Origin of the sequence: Aquincola tertiaricarbonis (assembly GCF_000969605.1) — a bacterium.
Lineage (GTDB): Bacteria > Pseudomonadota > Gammaproteobacteria > Burkholderiales > Burkholderiaceae_C > Aquincola > Aquincola tertiaricarbonis.
The window spans coordinates 286,954-303,432 of the sequence record NZ_JZUE01000004.1 but is presented as its reverse complement, the minus strand read 5'-3'; the positions used below and the strand labels follow the sequence as shown (position 1 = coordinate 303,432).

Here is a 16,479-nt window from a genome sequence, read left to right as displayed (position 1 = left end):
ACCGCTCCGTCTTCCTTCCCCTCAACGACCCCTTGGAGTCGCCATGCCTTCGCTCGCCCGTGTCCTTGCCTCCGGCCTCGTCTTCTCGGCGCTGGTGCCGCCCCTGGCCGCCTCCGCCCGCGATCTCACTGTCGTCAGCGTCGGCGGCGCCCTGCAGGAAGCCTTCCGCCAGGCCTACTGGCAGCCCTATGCCGCGGCCCGTGGCGAACGCCTGGTGGAGGACACCAACGTCGTCGGCCTGACCAAGGTGCGGGCGATGGTGGAGGCCGGCCAGCTGCAATGGGACCTGGTGCAGATGGACGAGGAGGACGTGGTGGTGGGCTGCGACACCGGCCTGCTCGAGCGCATCGACTGGCGCGCCGCGGTGCCCGCCTCGCGCGACCTGCCGCCCGAGATGCTCAATCCCTGCGGCCTGCCCACCATGATCTGGGCCAAGGTGCTGAGCTACGACGAGCGCCGCTTGTCCCAGGGCCCGCGCTCCTGGGCTGATTTCTGGGACACGCGCCGCTGGCCCGGCAAGCGCGGGCTGCGCAAGCAGGCCAAGCAGACGCTGGAGATCGCGCTGATGGCCGACGGCGTGCCGCCCTCGGAGGTGTACAAGCTCCTGGCCACCCGCGCCGGGCAGGACCGCGCATTCGCCAAGCTGGACCAGCTCAAGGCCGACATCCAGTGGTGGGAGGCCGGCGCCCAGCCCATCGAGTGGCTGGCTTCCGGGGCGGTGGTGATGAGCTCGGCCTACAACGGCCGCATCGCGGCGGCCAACCGCGAAGGCAAGTCGCTGGCCACGGTGTGGAAGCAGCAGATCAACGGGCCCACCTACTGGGTGGTGCTCAAGGGCTCGCCCAACAAGGCGCAGGCGCTGGCCCTGGTGGACTACATGACCGGCGCGGCCCGGCAGAAGGTGTTCGCCGAGACCATTCCCTATGGCCCGGTGAACCCCAAGGCGCAGGCGTTGCTGGGCAAGCCGGTGCTGGCCATGCTGCCCAATGCGCCGCAGAACCTGGACGCGCCACTGCTGCAGAACACGCAGTTCTGGGCCGACCACCTGGACGATCTGCAGCAGCGCTTCGCCCGCTGGGTGGGCCGCTAGGGCGGCCATGACGCTGCCCGTGCTGGCCACCGCGCGCCACCGGCTGCATGAGCCCGGCCCTTTGGGCCACCTGGGCGGCTGGCGCGCCTCGCGCGACGGCCCTGGGCGCATCGACGCCATCGAGCGCAGGCTGCGCGAGGCCGGCGTGGCAGTGCAGTCGGTGGAGCCGCCGCCCCTGCCGCCGCAGGCGCTGCTGGCCCGGGTGCATGACGCGCGCTACCTGGACTTCCTGGCCCAGGCGCATGCGCAGTGGCGGCTGCTACCGGATGCGGGGCCGCAGGTGCAGCCGCATGCCTTCGCCGCCCACCGGCTGCCGGGCAGCTATCCGCAGGCCATCGAGGGCCGCGCGGCGATGCACATGCAGGACCTGCTGGCGCCCATCGGCGCAGGCACCTTCGAGGCGGCGATGGCGGCCGCCGGCCTGGCCGTGGCTGCGGCCGACCGCGTGGTGCAGGGTGTTCCTTGCGCCTATGCGCTGTGCCGGCCGCCGGGCCACCACGCCAGTGCGGACATGGCTGCCGGCGGCACCTATCTGAACAATGCCGCGTTGGCGGCCGAGCGGCTGCGCCAGCGCTGGCCACGCGTGGCGCTGCTGGACATCGACGTGCACCACGGCCATGGCACGCAGCAGATCTTCCTGCAGCGCGACGACGTGTTCTTCGCCTCGCTGCATCGCGACCCGCGCGACTACTACCCTTATGCCAGCGGCCATGCCGGCGAGCGCGGGCTGGGTGCCGGCGAGGGCTTCACCCTGAACCTGCCATTGCCGGCGCATGCGGCCGGCACGGCCTACCTGCGCCAGCTGGAGCGGGCGGTGCAGGCCCTGGTGCGCTTCGGCGCGCAAGCTCTGGTGGTCTCGCTGGGGCTGGACGCCCACCAGGCCGACCCGGCCCGGGGCCTGGCCTTGCAGGATGCGGACTTCGCCGCCATCGGCCGCGAGCTGGCCGGCCTGCGCTGGCCAACGGTGCTGGTGCAGGAGGGCGGCTACCAGGCGGCGGTGGTGGGTGGCAGCGCGCTGTCCTTCGTTTCGGCCTGGCTGTAGCGGCGCCGGCGGCGCCCGGGCTCAGGCGGTGGCTTCGGCGGCCGCGGCCTCGTGCTGCACCAGGAAGCGCTCGATGCTGGGCGCGGCTGACAGCATGTCGGCCTTCAGGGCGGCCACCGCCGCCGCCGCGTCGCGCCGCTCCAGCGCCGCCAGCAGCTGCGCATGGTGGTTGGCACCTTCGTCGTAGCCGCTGTCGCCGGCTTCGTAGAAGGCCCGCAGGATGGGGCCCATCGAGGCCCACATGTTCTCGATCATCGACAGCAGGCGCGGCAGGCCGCAGTGCATGTAGATGCCGAAATGGAACTCGCGGTTGTACTTGAGCTGCTGGGCGGCCTGGTGGGCCGCCTCGGCCTGCTCGAAGCGGCGGTTGATCCGGACCAGCTCGGCCATCTCGCGGCTGCCGATGCGCGGCGCGGCGGCCTCGACCGCCGCCGTCTCCAGCGCCATGCGCACGGTGCGGATCTCCACGTAGCGCTCCAGCGAAAGCGGTGGCACCACGATCTGCTTGGCCGTCTCCATCTCCAGCGCGTGCTCGCTCACCAGCCGCAGCAGGGCCTCGCGCACCGGGGTGTCGCTGGTGCCGAAGGCCTGCGCCGCCTCGCTGATGCGGATGCGGTCGCTGGGCATGTAGCGCCCGGCGATCAGGGCCTCGCGCATCTCGCCGTACACCCGTGCGGCGAGGTTGGTCTTGTCGATCGGCTTGATCTTGTTCTTCAAGGGCTTCCCTTTGCGGTCGCGCGGGCCTCAGCTGCGGGCCGGGAACACCGTCATGTCGGCGGCCCGCCATCCCAGCGTGACGCCGGCCCCGATGCCTGCATCGGCCGGCAGCTGGCCGGGGCCCAATTTTGCGACAAGCGTGGCACCGCCCGGCAGCCGCGCCACCAGCCGTGTGTGGTCGCCCAGGTAGACCAGGTCGCTCACGGTGGCGGCCAGGCGGATGTCGCCGGCACCCACGTGCACCCGCTCGGGCCGCACCCGCACCCGCGCCCGGGCCGAGGCCACCGGCCGCGGCAGCGGAATGGGCGCGCTGCCCGGCAGCTGCAGCAAGGCCTGCTGCGGGCCGGCGCTGCGCACCTCGCCTTCGAGCGCATTGTTCTCGCCGATGAAGCCCGCGATGTAATCGGTGGCAGGCGTGTCGTACAGCATGGCGGGCGGCGCCAGCTGCTCCACCCGGCCCTCGTGGAACACGGCCACGCGGTCTGACATGGTCAGCGCCTCGCCCTGGTCGTGGGTGACGTAGACCACCGTCACGCCCAGCTGCTGGTGGATGCGCTTGATCTCGTACTGCATGTGCTCGCGCAGGTTCTTGTCCAGCGCGCCCAGGGGCTCGTCCATCAGCACCAGCTCGGGCTCGAACACCAGCGCACGCGCCAGGGCCACCCGCTGCTGCTGGCCGCCCGACAGCTGCGCCGGCCGGCGCTGGGCCATGCCCTCCAGCTGCACCAGCTCGATGGCCCGGTCCACCTTGGCCTGCAGCGCCGCGCCCTTCAGCCCGCGCATGCGCAGCGGATAGGCCAGGTTCTGCATCACCGTCATGTGCGGGAACAGCGCGTAGTTCTGGAACACCATGCCGATGCCGCGGCGGTGCGGCGGCACATCCTCGATCGGCCGGCCGTTCATGAGGATGTGGCCGGCGGTGGGTGTCTCGAAGCCGGCCAGCATCATCAGCGTGGTGGTCTTGCCGGAGCCGGAGGCGCCCAGCAGCGTGAGGAATTCGCCGCGCCGCACCGACAGGTCCAGCCCCGGGATCACAAGGTGCTGGCCGTCGTAGCTCTTCTGCACGCCCACCAGCTCGATCAGCGCGCCTTGTGCCTGCGGCGCGTTCATGCGGCACTCCGTTGCGCGGCCCAGGGGTCGCGCGCGGCCACGTCGTCCAGCGCCTCGCGCAGCGTGGCGCCGATCCACCGCAGCTGGCCCTCGTCGAGGATGTACGGCGGACTGAGCGCGATCACGTCGCCCATGTTGCGCACGATCAGCCCGCGCTGTCGCGCCGCCAGCTCCACCTGTGCGCCGATGCCGGCGGCGGGATCGAAGGGCCGGCGGGTGGCGCGATCGGCCACCAGTTCCACGCCGGCGAGGTAGCCGCGCCCGCGCACTTCGCCCACCAGCGGATGGGCCTGCAGCCCGGCCAGCGACTGGTGCAGCAACGCGGCCAGGCCGCGCGCGTGGGTGGGCAGTTCCATGTCGCGGTAGATGGCCAGCGCCTCGCGGGCCACGGCCGCGGCCAGCGGATGGCCGGAATAGGTGAATCCGTGGCCAAAGCCGCCGGTGCGCCCGCTCAGGCCCTCCAGCGGGGCATAGACCTGCGGCGCCACGATCACGCAGGAGATCGGCGCATATCCGGCCGACAGGCCCTTGGCGGCCGACAGCAGGTCAGGCTGGAAGCCGAAGGCCTTGCAGCCGAACCATTGCCCGGTACGGCCGAAGCCGCAGATGATCTCGTCGGACAGCACCAGGATGCCGTGGCGCCGCAGCACCGCCTGCATCGCCGGGAAGTAGCCTTCGGGCGGCACGATGACGCCGCCCGCGCCGATGATGGGCTCGGCGATGAAGGCGGCGATGGTGTGTGCGCCTTCGCGCTCGATGGTGTCCTCCAGCTCGGCCACCAGGCAGGCGACATGGGCGGCATCCGTTTGCCCGGGCTGGCCCATCCGGTAGGGATAGGGGCACTGCAGCCGCACGATGCCTTCGATGGGCAGCCCGAAGTGCGCATGCATGTTCGGCAGCCCGGACAGGCTGGCGCCCATCACCGTGGAGCCATGGAAGGCACGGTCGCGCGCCAGGATCTTGCGCCGCTGCGGCTCGCCGCGGGCGCGGTGGTACTGCCAGGCCAGCTTGACCATGCTGTCGTTGGCCTCGGAGCCGGAGGACGCGAAGAAGACCCGCGCATCGGCCATCGGCGACAGGGCCGCCACGTCCGCGGCCAGCAGCGAGGCGATGTCGCTCGTGCGGTGGTTGAACGTGTGGTAGTAGGGCAGCCGGGCCAGCTGCCGCTGTGCTGCCCCCACCAGCCGCGATTCGGAAAAGCCGAGCGAGGCGCACCACAGGCCCGACATCGCATCGAGGTAGCGCCGGCCCTGCTCGTCGATGACGTAGGGGCCATCGCCCCGCACCATCACCAGCGGGCCCCGCACGCGGTGGGCCAGCAGGTTGGTCTGGGAGTGAAGGTGGTGCTCCACGTCCGCACGGGCAACGGAAGTCCAGTCGGGGGAAGCGGCTTGTCGGTTCATGGAGTCGGTCCTGTCCTCGGAATAGGATATATCCTATAGGACAATTGAGGCGCTGCCAAGGCGCCGGGCCTCGGCTGCCGGCCCTCGGCGGGTGACCGGGTCCCGGCCGCCCTGCGCCGCCGCCTGGGTTAAGGTGCCGCACCATGCGCATACTGCTGGTGGAAGACGACAAGGTGCTGGCCGATGCCTTGTCGCGCACGTTGGTGCAGGCGGCCCATGCGGTGGATGTGGTGGCCACCGGTGAGCAGGCCGACCATGCCCTGAGCCTGGGCCTGTACGACCTCGCCATCCTGGACATCGGCCTGCCGGGCCTGAGCGGGCTGGAGGTGCTGCAGCGGCTGCGGGCGCGTAAGTCCACGGTGCCGGTGCTGATGCTCACCGCGCTGGACAGCGTGCACGACCGCGTGCGCGGACTGGACCTGGGCGCCGACGACTACCTGGCCAAGCCCTTCGACCTGCCCGAGCTGGAAGCGCGGGTGCGGGCCCTGCTGCGCCGCAGCCACAACACCACGCCCGACCTGGAGCTGGGCCTGCTGCGGCTGGACACCGTGGCCCGCCGCGTGTTCTTCGACAAGCGCCCGCTGGAGCTGTCGCCGCGCGAGCTGGCGGTGCTGGAGCTGCTGCTGATGCGCGCCGGCCGCGTGGTGAGCAAGGAGCAGATGGTCAACCACCTCTACGGCTGGGGCGACGAGGTGGGCGACAACGCGATCGAGGTGAACGTGTACCGGCTGCGCAAGAAGCTGGAACCGCTGGGCTGCGAGATCCGCACCGTGCGTGGCATGGGCTACCTGATGGACCGTGGCGATGGGCCGGCCTGACGCCCGGCGCGAGCCCTGGCTGCGCCGCCAGCTGCCGGCCTGGCTGCTGGGCCCGCTGCTGCTGCTGCTGGTGCTGGATTCGGCGGCGGCCTACTGGAATGCGCTGCGCTTCTCCGACCTGGCCTACGACCGCGCGCTGCACGAGGTGGGCCGCGAGATGGCGCTGCATGTCAAGCACGATGCCGCCGGCCAGGCGCGGCTGGAGCTGTCCGATGCCGCGGGCCGCCTGCTGCTGGGCGATGCCGACGACCGCGTGTACTACCGCGTGACCAGTGCCGACGGCACCGTGCTCGGCAGCCTGGGGGAGCTGCCCGCGGCCGCGCCGGCAGCGCCGCCCACCGACACCGCGCCGCGCTACAGCCGCCAGCAGCTGCAGGGCGAGCCGGTGCGCATGCTGGTGGCCTGGATGCCCACCGAGGCCACGCCGTCCGCGCCGCCGGCGCAGGTGCTGGTGCAGGTGGCCGAGACGCTGCACAAGCGCAACCGCTTTGCCTGGGAGATGGTGGCCAACGTGGTGCTGCCGCAGCTGCTGCTCATCGTGATGGCCACCGCGGTGGTGTGGTTCGGCGTGGCCCATGCGCTGCAGCCGCTGCAGCGCCTGCGCCGAGCGCTGGCCGGCCGCTCGCACCTGGACCTCAGCCCCATCGCCACCCATGGCGTGCCGGGCGAGGTGCGGCCGTTGGTGGATGAAGTCAACGACCTCATGGGCCGGCTGGGCAAGACCTTCGATTTCCAGAACCGCTTTGTGGCCGATGCGGCCCACCAGCTGAAGACGCCCGTCAGCGGCCTGAAGGCGCAGATCGAGCTGGCCCAGCGCGAGGCCGATCCACAGCGGGTGCGCCATTCGCTGCAGCAGCTGTCCATCAGCGTGGACCGGCTGGCGCGGCTGGTGCGGCAGCTGCTTTCGCTGGCGCGCAACGAGCCCGGCGCGCTGGATGCGGTGCAGCTGCGGCCCCTGGACCTCAATGCCCATGCGCTGGAGGTCAGCATGGAATGGGTGCCGCAGGCGCTCAAGCGCCAGATCGACCTGGGCTTCGAGGGCGCGCCGCAGCCGCTGGTGATCCATGCCGACGGCGACCGCGTGCGCGAGCTGATCAACAACCTGATCGACAACGCCATCCGCTACAGCGCCTGCGGCGGCCGGGTGACGGTGCGGGTGGCCGCGGCCGAGGGCGGCCAGTGCCGGCTGGCCATCAGCGACGACGGCCCCGGCATCCCGGTGGCGGAGCGGGCGCGCATTTTCGAGCGCTTCCACCGCCTGCTGGGCACGCAGCAGGACGGCAGCGGCCTGGGCCTGGCCATCGTCAGCGAGATCGCGCTGATGCACGGCGCGCGCATCACGCTGGAGGACGACCTCGACGGCGTGGGCAACACCTTCAGCGTGTTCTTCCCGCTGGCGGCTGTCAGCTCGCTGACAGCTTTCGGACAGGCTGCTGACAGCGCATCCACGTAGCCTGCGGGGCTACAACGTGGAGGCAACGTGGCGGTCCTGACCCATCCCGATTTCTGGCTTGCGCTGGCGCAGATCATCCTCATCAACATCGTGCTGAGCGGCGACAACGCCGTGGTCATCGCCATGGCCTCGCGCTCGCTGGCGCCGGCGCAGCAGAAGCAGGCCATCCTCTTCGGCAGCGTGGGCGCCATCGTGCTGCGCGTGGTGCTCACCTTCTTCGCGGTGTACCTGCTGACGCTGCCCTACCTGAAGCTGGTGGGCGCGGTGCTGCTGCTGTGGATCGGCGTGGGGCTGCTGAAGGGCGGCGATGCGGACGACGAGCTGCAGGGCCATGCGAGCCTGGGCGCGGCCATCAAGACCATCGTGGTGGCCGACCTGGTGATGAGCCTGGACAACGTGGTGGGCGTGGCGGCCGCGGCCAAGGGCAACGTGACGCTGCTGGTGCTGGGCCTGGTGATCAGCATCCCGCTGATCATCTTTGGCAGCACGCTGCTGCTCAAGCTGATGGAGCGCCTGCCGGTCATCGTGACGCTGGGCGCGGGCCTGCTGGGCTGGGTGGCCGGCGAGATGGCGGTGTCCGATCCCGCCATCGCCGACTGGGCGCAGCAGCGCCATGTGCTGCACACCCTGGTGCCGGCCCTGGGCGCCATCGGCGTGGTGCTGGTGGGCAAGTGGCTCACCAGCCGCCAGCCGGCGCCGGGCGCGGACCCCACGGCGGCCTGAGCCGCGCGGGGTCCAGGTCGTCAGTAGCGGCGCGGGGCGCCGCGGCCGGCAACCTTGCCGGCGCCGGTCACCTTCTTGAAGACCCAGCTCAGCACGCCCATCTTGATTCCGAATCGCAGCAAAGATCCCAGCATGTCGTTCTCCTGTAGACGTGCTGCATGGTGCGGCAGACCGGTGGCGGGCGCTGTCGTGCGGCGCCCGCATCGGCCGTAGGACGGCGCCTTGCGCTGCTAGCCCGTCCGCATCCACATCCTCACCTGGCCCGCGCAGCGCACGCCCGCTGCCAGCGCCAGCAACGCTGCCAGCACCAGCCCCAGCCACGATCCCACCGGCGCATCCTCCGCCCGCGCTGGCGGCTGGAAGCGCGGCAGCGCCGCGAAGTCCGCCGACCCGTAGCGGCCGTCCCGGAACAGGTAGGGGTAGTAGTGCTCGCGCAGCCGCTGGTGGAAGGTGGCGATGGCGTCCTGGTAGGCGAGCTGGGCCAGCAGGTCGGTGTGTGCCTGGCGGTGCAGCGCGACCTGCAGGCCCACGCCGGGCAGCAGGCCGCCGAGCCAGGCGGTCCAGCGTTGGCGGGCCTGCAGGCTCGCGCGGTAGTCGGCGAACTGCGCCGCCACCTGCTCATCGCCCAGCTGCTGGAAGGCGAAGTACCACTTCCAGTGGAAGCCGGTGGGCAGCGGCGCGGTGTCGCGCCATTGCGGGTGGCTGCGGAAGAAGCGTTCGAGCGTGGCCTCGCGCGGCTCGTCCCAGGCGCCGTGCACCGCCTGCCGCTGCGCCAGCATCAGCTGCACGCCCTGGTGTACCGGCACCATGCGCGCCAGCACCGACTGGGCCAGCGTGGGCAGCAGCAGCGTGAGCAGCACCCAGGCGCCCACCAGTCGGGTGGCGCTGGCCACCGAGCCGGCGGCACGGCAAGCCACTACCAGCGACAGGCCGGCCCAGAAGGCCATGTACGCCGCGGTGGCCAGCAGCACACCGGCCAGCGTGGCCGCGCCGCAGCCGTGGTACAGCCCGCCCGCCAGCACCGGCAAGGCCAGGCAGGCCACCGCCAGGGCGCTGCGCAAGCCGGCGCGGCGCAGCCACAGCCGTCGGCCGGTACCGCCGGGCAACGACAGCAGCAGGCCCAGCCGGCCGGCATGGCGCTCGGCCGAGACCAGGTCATGCAGCAGCGCGATCAGCAGCAGCGGCGCCAGGTACACCAGCACGAAGGCGTAGTCGAAGCGCCCGGCCAGGGCCAGCTCGGGATTGAAGGTCTCGCCCTCATGCAGCTGCGCCTGCAGCGCCAGCGCGCGCACCCGCAGCACATGGGGCGACGCATCGCGCAGCCCCAGCGCCAGGAAGGCGGCGCTGGAAGGCGGGTCCCAGGTGGCATGGAAGGTGTAGTAGGCCGCGCTGCCGACGTCGCCGCTGCGGGTCAGCCGCGGGGCCTGCGCCTGCAGCGACTGCTGCTGCAACTGCACCAGGTGCTGCTGCAGGTGGCGCTGCCGGGCCACCTCGCGGCTGCCGGCCAGCACCGCCAGGCTGGACAGCACCAGCAGCAGCACCAGCGCGGCTCCTGCGGTGCGGGCGCGCAGCAGCAGCCGCGCCTCGTGCATCAGGCCGCTCATCGCACGCTCCTGCCCAGGCGGCCGGCCAGCGCCCGCAGCAGCAGGCCCAGCCCGGCCAGCCAGGCCAGCAGCACCGCGGCCGCGGGCAGCGCCTGGCGCAGCACCTCAGCCGGCGGCGCGGGCTGGTAGCGGAAGTCCGCCAGGCCGTGCCAGTGCTCGCGGCCGATGCGCACGTCGCGGCTGGAGCGGTCCTGTGCATACGGCAGTTTGTCGGCCTGCAGCCGGTTGAGCGCCTGCACCATGCGGTAGCGGAACTGCTCGCCCTGCTCGACGAAGCGGCGGTAGCTGGCCAGGTCGGTGCCGGCCACGGCCATGGAGATGCGGCGCAGCGCGATCACCGGGCCGGCCCAGGCCAGCGCGTCCACCGTGCGCAGCTGCGCTGCCTGCAGCGCGAAGCCGGCGGCGGCATGGCGGTCGAACAGCGCGCTGGTCAGGCGTTCGCCTTCCATGCCCAGCAGGCCCTTGTAGTTCACCGGCAGATCCTCCACCCGGCTCACGCCGTACTGCGCCAGCACCTGCCTGCGGAAGTCGGCGAAATACGGGTCGTCGGGATCGTGGCTGTCGCCCAGCGCGGCCAGCTCGCGCGCCACAGTGATGTCCGTCTCGAAGCGGGTGGGCAGCGCCCGGGTGGAAGCGGCCACCTCCGCCGCCAGCCGGGGCAGCAGCACCACGACCACGGCCCAGGCAGCCAGCAGCAGCATCAGCGCGTCGCGGCCGCGGGCCAGGGCGGTGGAGGTGGCCACCACGGCCATCACCCACAGCAGCAGCCAGACCGCATACGCGGCCAGCCAGGCCAGCCCCAGGCTGGCCGGCGCCGCGCCGGACAGGGTTGCCGCGCCCAGCCCCAGCGCAGCGGGCAGCAGCATCACGCCGGCCGCGCCGGCCAGCGCCAGCATCTTGCCGGCCAGCAGCCGGCCCGGCCGCACGCCCTGGGCCAGCAGCAGCCGCAGGGTGCCCGATTCGCGCTCGCGCGCCAGGCTGGCATGCCCCACGATCACCAGCACCAGCGGCGCCAGCACCTGCAGCACGAAGGCCGGCGTGAGCTGGCCGAAGCGCAGCAGCAGCGACGACTGCCGCACGTCGCCAAAGTTGGCGCTGTTCTGCCGGTGGCCTTCCAGGTACAGCGTGTGGTCGGTGTAGCTGTCCACGCCGGCCTCGAAGGCCGCCAGCGGCGCCAGCGGCCGGAACACGAAGTGGCCGTAATGGACCATGCGGTGCGGGTGGCGGTCGGGCTGCGACTCGAACTCCTGGTGCACCTGGGCCTGGTAGCGGCTGCGCTCGGCATCCGCGCTGCGGCGGTGCTCCCAGGCGGTGAACAGCGCAGCCACCGCCAGCAGCAGCAGCAGCGCCAAAGCCGGCACGGCCACGCGGTCGCGCCGCAGCAGCCGCCATTCATGGCGGGCGATGCGCCACACGACGGCCGGGGATGCCTGCCGGCGGACGCCGCCCTCGGTCAGCGGGATGGCCTGGTTCATGGCCGTGCCTCCTGCGCCGCATGGCGGCGGTGCAGTTGGCGCACGTCGAAGCGCTCGCAGCCGGTGGCGGCCACTTCCTCGCGCAATCGTCCGTGCTCGATGAAGCCGATGCGGTCGGCGACGTCGGCGGCGCCCAGCAGGTCGTGCGTGACCATCAGCACTGCCACGCCCTGCGCACGCAGCCGCAGCAGCAGGCGGCTGAATTCGGCGCTGGACTGCGGATCCAGGCCCGAGGCGGGTTCGTCCAGCAGCAGCGCCGGCACCTGGCGCGCCAGTGCCAGCGCGATGGCCACCTTCTGCCGCATGCCCTTGGAGAAGCCGGCCACCGGCCGCGCATGGGCATCGGCCTGCAGGCCGGCATCGGCCAGCGCCTGGTCGATGCGCGCCGGCGCTGCCGGTTGCCCGGCCAGGTCCAGCAGGTAGGCAAGGTTCTCGCGGGCGCTGAGCTGCCCGTACAGCGCCACGTTCTCAGGGACGTAGGCCAGCTGGCGGCGTGCGGCCGATGGCTGGGCCACCGGGTCGATGCCCAGCACCTGCACGCGGCCCTGCACCGGCTGCACGAAGCCCAGGAACAGGCTCAGCGTGGTGGTCTTGCCGGCGCCGTTGGCGCCCAGCAGGGCATAGATCTCGCCGGCGCCGACCGACAGGTGCAGGCCCTGCAGGACCGGGCGGCCGCCATGGCCGGCGGTGACGCCGGTGGCGAGCAAGGCCGGCATCGGGGCGGAGGAGGGGGTGGATGTCATGAAGCTTCCTGCAAGTCAGAAGCGGGCCTGCAGGCCCAGGGTCACATGGCGGTCGCTGCCGGGCGTGACCCACACGCGGCTGTAGGAGCTGGTGTAGTGATCGCGGTCGAACAGGTTGTCCACGTCCAGCGTCAGCCGCAGCGCGGGCGTGGCGCGCCACCAGGCGGTGAGCTTGGCGGTGGTGTAGGCCGGCAGCTCGAAGGCGGGCGTGCCGGCGGTGGCCTCCGCGTGCGTGCGGGCCTGGCCCAGCCGGCGGCCCATGTAGGTCACCCCGCCGCCGATGCCGTAGCGCTGCCCGTGGGCCAGGCCATGCTCGTACACGGCCAGCAGGCTGCCGTTGACCCTGGGCACGTTGAGCAGGCGGCCGCCCACCTCCAGGAGCTGGTCGCGGGTGATCTCCACGTCGTTGAACACCAGGCTGGCATTCAGCCGCCAGTGCCGGCCCAGTTGGCCGGCCAGGTCGAATTCCGCCCCGCGGCTGCGCACCGCACCGGCGGCCACCGAGAAGCCGGCATTCGACGGGTCGGAGGTCAGCACATGACGCTTGCGGATGTCGAACAGCGCCGCGGTAGCGCCCAGGCGGCGGTCGGCGCTTTCCCACTTGCCGCCCAGCTCCAGCGAGCGGCCGGTCTCGGCATGGAAGGACTTGCCGGTGGCGTCCGATCCCACGTTGGGCCGGAAGGAGCGGCCGGCATTGGCATACAGCGTCCAGCCCGGGCCGGGCAGCCAGCTCAGGCCCAGCCGCGGGGAGGTGGCCGACGGGCTTTGCTGTTGCCGGGTGGCGGTGCGGCGGTTGTCCAGCGACTGACGGTAGTGGTCCGTGCGCAGGCCCGCCACCAGCCGCCACTGTGGCGACAGCGTGATGACGTCCTGCAGGTACAGCGCATGGTTGCGCTGCCGTTCCAGCGTGCTGGTGTGGGGCTGCGGCTCCGGCCGCGGCTGGCCGTACACCGGATCGAAGATGTCCATCGCATAGGGCGCGGCGGCGCTGGGATTGGCGCGCAGCATCAGCGTGTCCATCCGGAAGCGGAAGGTCTCGAAGCCGAGCAGCAGCTCATGCGCCAGGCCGCCGGTGCGCAGCCGGCCCTGCAGCTCGGCCTGCAGCGCCAGGTCGGACGAATCGAAGTCGCGGTAGCGGCGCTGCCGGGTCAGGCTGCCGTCGGGCCGCAGCGCGGTGGGCTCGGTGGAGTAGCCCTCGACGCCGGTGCGGCGCGCCGACAGGCCCAGCCGGCCCTGCCAGTGGTCGGACAGCTCATGCGACAGCATCAGCTGGTGGGTCTGGTTGTCCACCGTCACGTCGCCGTCGGCCGGCTCGCCGAGGAAGCGGCTGCGCGGGATGGCGCCCAGCCGGTTATCCACCGCCACCACGCCGCGGTCCAGCGGCGTGCGGTGGCGCAGCAGCTCGCCCACGTAGTCGATGGTGGTGCGGTCGTCCAGCTGCCAGCGAAAGGCCGGCGCCAGCACGCGGCGGCTGGCCTGCACATGGTCGCGGAAGCTGTCGCGGTCCTCGATCGCCAGGTTCAGCCGGTAGGCCAGGCGCTCGCCCAGCGGGCCGGTGCTGTCCAGCGCGGTGCGGCGCAGGCCGTGGCTGCCCAAATAGCCTTCCAGCGAATGCGCCGGCCGCCACAGCGGCCGCTTGGACACGATGTTCAGCGTGCCGCCGGGCTCGCTGCTGCCGTACAGCGCGGCGGCCGGGCCCTTGAGGAACTCGATGCGCTCCACGCCGGCCAGGTCGCGCGGCGCATTGAAGCCGCGGTTGGACGAGAAGCCGTTGAGCAGCGTGGCCATGCCGGTGTTCTCGTTGCCGGGCAGGCCGCGGATGGCGATGTTGTCCCACAGGCCGCCGAAATTGTTCTGCCGCGAGACACCGCCTACATAGTCCAGCACCTCGTCCAGCCGGGTCGCGCCCAGGTCGTCGATGGCCTGCCGGGTGACGATGCGCACCGACTGCGGCAGTTCGCGCAGCGGCAGTTCGGTCTTGGCGCCGGTGGCCTCGGCGCCGTGGTAGGCGCCCGACTGGCTGCGGCCGACGACCTCGATGGCCTGTGACGGTGTTTCCGCCGGCTGGGCCCGGGCGGCGTGGGCGCATGAAAGAAGGCTGGCCGCCAGGACCAGCGGCACGGGGGCCGGCCGCAGGCGGCAGGCGAAGGATGCGATGAGCATGATGGGCACGGACGAGGGCAAGCGCCACGCGGCATGAGGCCGCGGCACTGGCGTGAACAGGGCAGCGCCGCCGCGCGACCAGGGGCGGCCGGCGGGCTGGGGGCGATGAAGACGGGGCCGGGACGGCCGTGGCCGGCGAGAACGCTCGCGGGCAGCCGGCGGAGGGCCGGCGCGGCCTCAGGCCGTCAGCGGCGGATCACGCGAGGCAAAGCGCCAGCGCCCCGGGCTGGGCAGCAGCGGTTGCGGCGGCGGGCGCAAGGCTGGTGTCGTGGCGCCGGGCGGATGCAGCCGCGGTGCGGCCGGCCCGGGCCCGCCATCGGCCAGCTGCGCTTGGGCATGGCAGGCGGCGCACAGCGCATGGGCGCCCTCGGCATCTTCTTCCTGCGCCGGTGCTTCGTCGCCGGCGCCATGCAGGCCGGCGATGGCCGACTGCCAATGCGTGGCCTCATGCCGCGCCATGCCGAAGGCCATGTTCAGGAACATGGCCAGCAGCACAGTTTTCAACAGCAGGTTGCGCATCGCGGCCCATCATACTGTTGATAACGAAATCTCAATAGACAGTTTGCTCAGGGCCATCGGCGATGCGGCGCGTGACGGACTTGGCATGCGAATCGAACGGAAGCCAATAAAGCCTGGGCCGTGCATGCCGCGGGGCTGATGCCACTGGCCGCTGCCTGGCTGGCACCACCGCCGCCCGGCTGGTGGCCGCCGTGCTGGGCTCGCAGGCCTGGCGTGCGCTGCAGCGCCTGCAGGCGGAGGCCGACGGCGCCGCGCAGCGGCTGCAGCAGTTGCTGGCCGAAGCGCAGCGCATGGCCCGTGCACACGAGGCCGGGGACATCGACGCGGTGATGCCGCTGGACGCCTTCGAAGGCGCGGCTTCCGCCACGGCCGCCGCCGCTGCCGAGGCACCGGCCCGGCGCGTGATCGCCAGTGCCATGGGCCGCCGCACGCCGCGTCGGCCGCCGCCCGCGCAACGGCTGTCGATGCTGGATGTGGAAGAGACCGACTTCACCCGCTTCTGAGCGGCCGCGGTATCCCGATTGCCGCAGACATGCTGCCGGCAATCCCGCCGGCATCGTGGTCAGGTCAAGTGCTTCAGGGGCCCCGGCGGCCCCTGCTTTTTTACCGGCCCGGACGGCGGCGGGCCACCGCGGCCAGCACGCCGGCGCCACACAGCATCAGCGCATAGGTGCCGGGCTCGGGCACGGCGGGAATGTTGTAGGTGGTCACCACCGGGAAGTGGTCGGAGGCCACGGCCGCCAGGCCGCCGGTCACCACCCGGTTGCCGGTCACCTGCCAGGCATCGGCGCCCAGGCTGGTGTTGAAGTCGATGGCCTGCGTGCCGCCCTCCAGCGTGGGCACGTCGGTCGGGCTGTCGATGCGCCAGCCCAGCGACTGCCAGTGCGCCATCGAGGCCGAGGCCGGCCCGGCATTGAAGTCTCCGTTGACCACCGCCGGCAGCGTGCGGTCGATGGCCGCGTCGATCAGGTTCATGCTGTCGATCTGCACCGTGGAGCCGGGCACCGTCTGCGAGGCCTGGTTGCGGTGGGTCAGGTGGGTGGTGGCGAACTGGAAGCGCGTGCCGGCCAGCTCGAACACCGCGAGGCCGGCCGATCGGGCGCCGTCACCGGCGGGGTCGGGCAGGCCCAGCACCTTGAACGACTGCAGGCTGAGCGCGCCGGTGTCGAACAGAATGGCATTGCCGTACTGGCCGCCCTGGTAGTTGATGGCCGGTGCCGACAGCGCCTGCCACACCGAGCCGGTGCGCGCGGACATCATCGCGGCCAGCTCGTTGGGCTGGTGCACGAAGCCCGTGCGGCCGTTGGCCATGTCGTTTTCCTGCAGGCCGATGATCTGGGCATCCAGGCCCGACATCACGCCCGCGATGCGGTCCAGGTCGACGACGTTGTCGGCACCGGCGGCATGGTGGATGTTGTAGGTGGCGATGGACAGGCTGGCCGCCTGCGCGTTGCCGCCGGCGGCGGCCAGTGCAGCCAGGGCGGCCAGCAAGGCGATGTGGATGCCGCGCGGCCGTGGCAGGCGGGGGCTGAAGGAATGCGTCATCGGGTACTGCTCCTGCGTTGGTAGGGCTTGCAGCCTAGGAACGCGGGATGACCGGTGCGTGACGCGAGGAATTG

At 72.1% G+C, this 16,479-nt stretch carries 15 protein-coding genes; 6 read left to right on the top strand and 9 right to left on the bottom strand.

From position 1 onward, the window contains the following. Window positions 1-43 precede the first annotated feature (43 nt). Complete coding sequence (locus VO99_RS07140) at window positions 44-1,090, top strand: ABC transporter substrate-binding protein (protein WP_046112097.1); 1,047 nt, start codon at window positions 44-46, stop codon at window positions 1,088-1,090. A 7-nt stretch (window positions 1,091-1,097) separates the two neighbouring features. Further along, window positions 1,098-2,132 (top strand): histone deacetylase family protein, encoded by a 1,035-nt coding sequence (locus VO99_RS07135; RefSeq protein WP_052736152.1) that lies wholly within the window; start codon window positions 1,098-1,100, stop codon window positions 2,130-2,132. 21 nt (window positions 2,133-2,153) lie between these two features. Here VO99_RS07135 and VO99_RS07130 read toward each other — a convergent pair whose 3' ends face one another. From VO99_RS07130 to VO99_RS07120, 3 genes are read right to left on the bottom strand one after another with little or no spacing between them, the layout of a single operon-like run. Continuing rightward, on the bottom strand, window positions 2,154-2,849 hold the full coding sequence (locus tag VO99_RS07130) for a GntR family transcriptional regulator (protein WP_052736151.1): 696 nt from the start codon (window positions 2,847-2,849) through the stop codon (window positions 2,154-2,156). Window positions 2,850-2,876: 27 nt separating this feature from the next. Continuing rightward, a complete protein-coding gene (locus VO99_RS07125) occupies window positions 2,877-3,959 on the bottom strand; it encodes an ABC transporter ATP-binding protein (RefSeq protein ID WP_046112096.1) in 1,083 nt (360 codons plus the stop codon). Further along, a complete protein-coding gene (locus VO99_RS07120; protein WP_046112095.1) occupies window positions 3,956-5,362 on the bottom strand; it encodes an aminotransferase in 1,407 nt (468 codons plus the stop codon). Before VO99_RS07120 ends, VO99_RS07125 begins: the two co-directional genes overlap by 4 nt. A 143-nt stretch (window positions 5,363-5,505) precedes the next feature. Between VO99_RS07120 and VO99_RS07115 the strand changes: the two genes are divergently transcribed. From VO99_RS07115 to VO99_RS07105, 3 genes are read left to right on the top strand one after another with little or no spacing between them, the layout of a single operon-like run. Then, window positions 5,506-6,180, top strand: a complete 675-nt coding sequence (locus VO99_RS07115; protein ID WP_046112094.1) for a response regulator transcription factor — start codon at window positions 5,506-5,508, stop codon at window positions 6,178-6,180. Beyond that, window positions 6,167-7,633 (top strand): sensor histidine kinase, encoded by a 1,467-nt coding sequence (locus tag VO99_RS07110; RefSeq protein ID WP_046112093.1) that lies wholly within the window; start codon window positions 6,167-6,169, stop codon window positions 7,631-7,633. Before VO99_RS07115 ends, VO99_RS07110 begins: the two co-directional genes overlap by 14 nt. 27 nt (window positions 7,634-7,660) lie before the next feature. After that, a complete protein-coding gene (locus tag VO99_RS07105) occupies window positions 7,661-8,356 on the top strand; it encodes a TerC family protein (protein WP_046112092.1) in 696 nt (231 codons plus the stop codon). Between the two features lie 230 nt (window positions 8,357-8,586). Here the strand turns inward: VO99_RS07105 and VO99_RS07100 are convergent, their stop codons facing one another. The 5 genes from VO99_RS07100 to VO99_RS07080 form a co-directional block, all read right to left on the bottom strand. Then, window positions 8,587-9,960, bottom strand: coding sequence for a DUF3526 domain-containing protein (locus VO99_RS07100; protein WP_046112091.1), 1,374 nt, complete (start codon window positions 9,958-9,960; stop codon window positions 8,587-8,589). Next, window positions 9,957-11,435, bottom strand: coding sequence for an ABC transporter permease (locus tag VO99_RS07095; protein WP_083440418.1), 1,479 nt, complete (start codon window positions 11,433-11,435; stop codon window positions 9,957-9,959). The genes VO99_RS07100 and VO99_RS07095 overlap by 4 nt, the downstream gene beginning before the upstream one ends. Next, on the bottom strand, window positions 11,432-12,178 hold the full coding sequence (locus tag VO99_RS07090; RefSeq protein ID WP_046112090.1) for an ABC transporter ATP-binding protein: 747 nt from the start codon (window positions 12,176-12,178) through the stop codon (window positions 11,432-11,434). Before VO99_RS07090 ends, VO99_RS07095 begins: the two co-directional genes overlap by 4 nt. A 15-nt stretch (window positions 12,179-12,193) precedes the next feature. After that, window positions 12,194-14,341, bottom strand: coding sequence for a TonB-dependent siderophore receptor (locus VO99_RS07085; protein ID WP_046112179.1), 2,148 nt, complete (start codon window positions 14,339-14,341; stop codon window positions 12,194-12,196). Window positions 14,342-14,518: 177 nt separating this feature from the next. Further along, window positions 14,519-14,860, bottom strand: a complete 342-nt coding sequence (locus VO99_RS07080; protein WP_046112089.1) for a hypothetical protein — start codon at window positions 14,858-14,860, stop codon at window positions 14,519-14,521. Between the two features lie 182 nt (window positions 14,861-15,042). Here VO99_RS07080 and VO99_RS07075 point away from each other — a divergent pair, with 182 nt between their 5' ends. Further along, window positions 15,043-15,363 carry a hypothetical protein gene (locus VO99_RS07075; RefSeq protein WP_046112088.1) on the top strand — a complete coding sequence of 107 codons (321 nt, stop codon included), beginning with the start codon at window positions 15,043-15,045 and terminating at the stop codon, window positions 15,361-15,363. Window positions 15,364-15,463: 100 nt separating this feature from the next. Here VO99_RS07075 and VO99_RS07070 read toward each other — a convergent pair whose 3' ends face one another. Then, window positions 15,464-16,405 (bottom strand): endonuclease/exonuclease/phosphatase family protein, encoded by a 942-nt coding sequence (locus tag VO99_RS07070; RefSeq protein WP_046112087.1) that lies wholly within the window; start codon window positions 16,403-16,405, stop codon window positions 15,464-15,466. Window positions 16,406-16,479 lie beyond the last annotated feature (74 nt).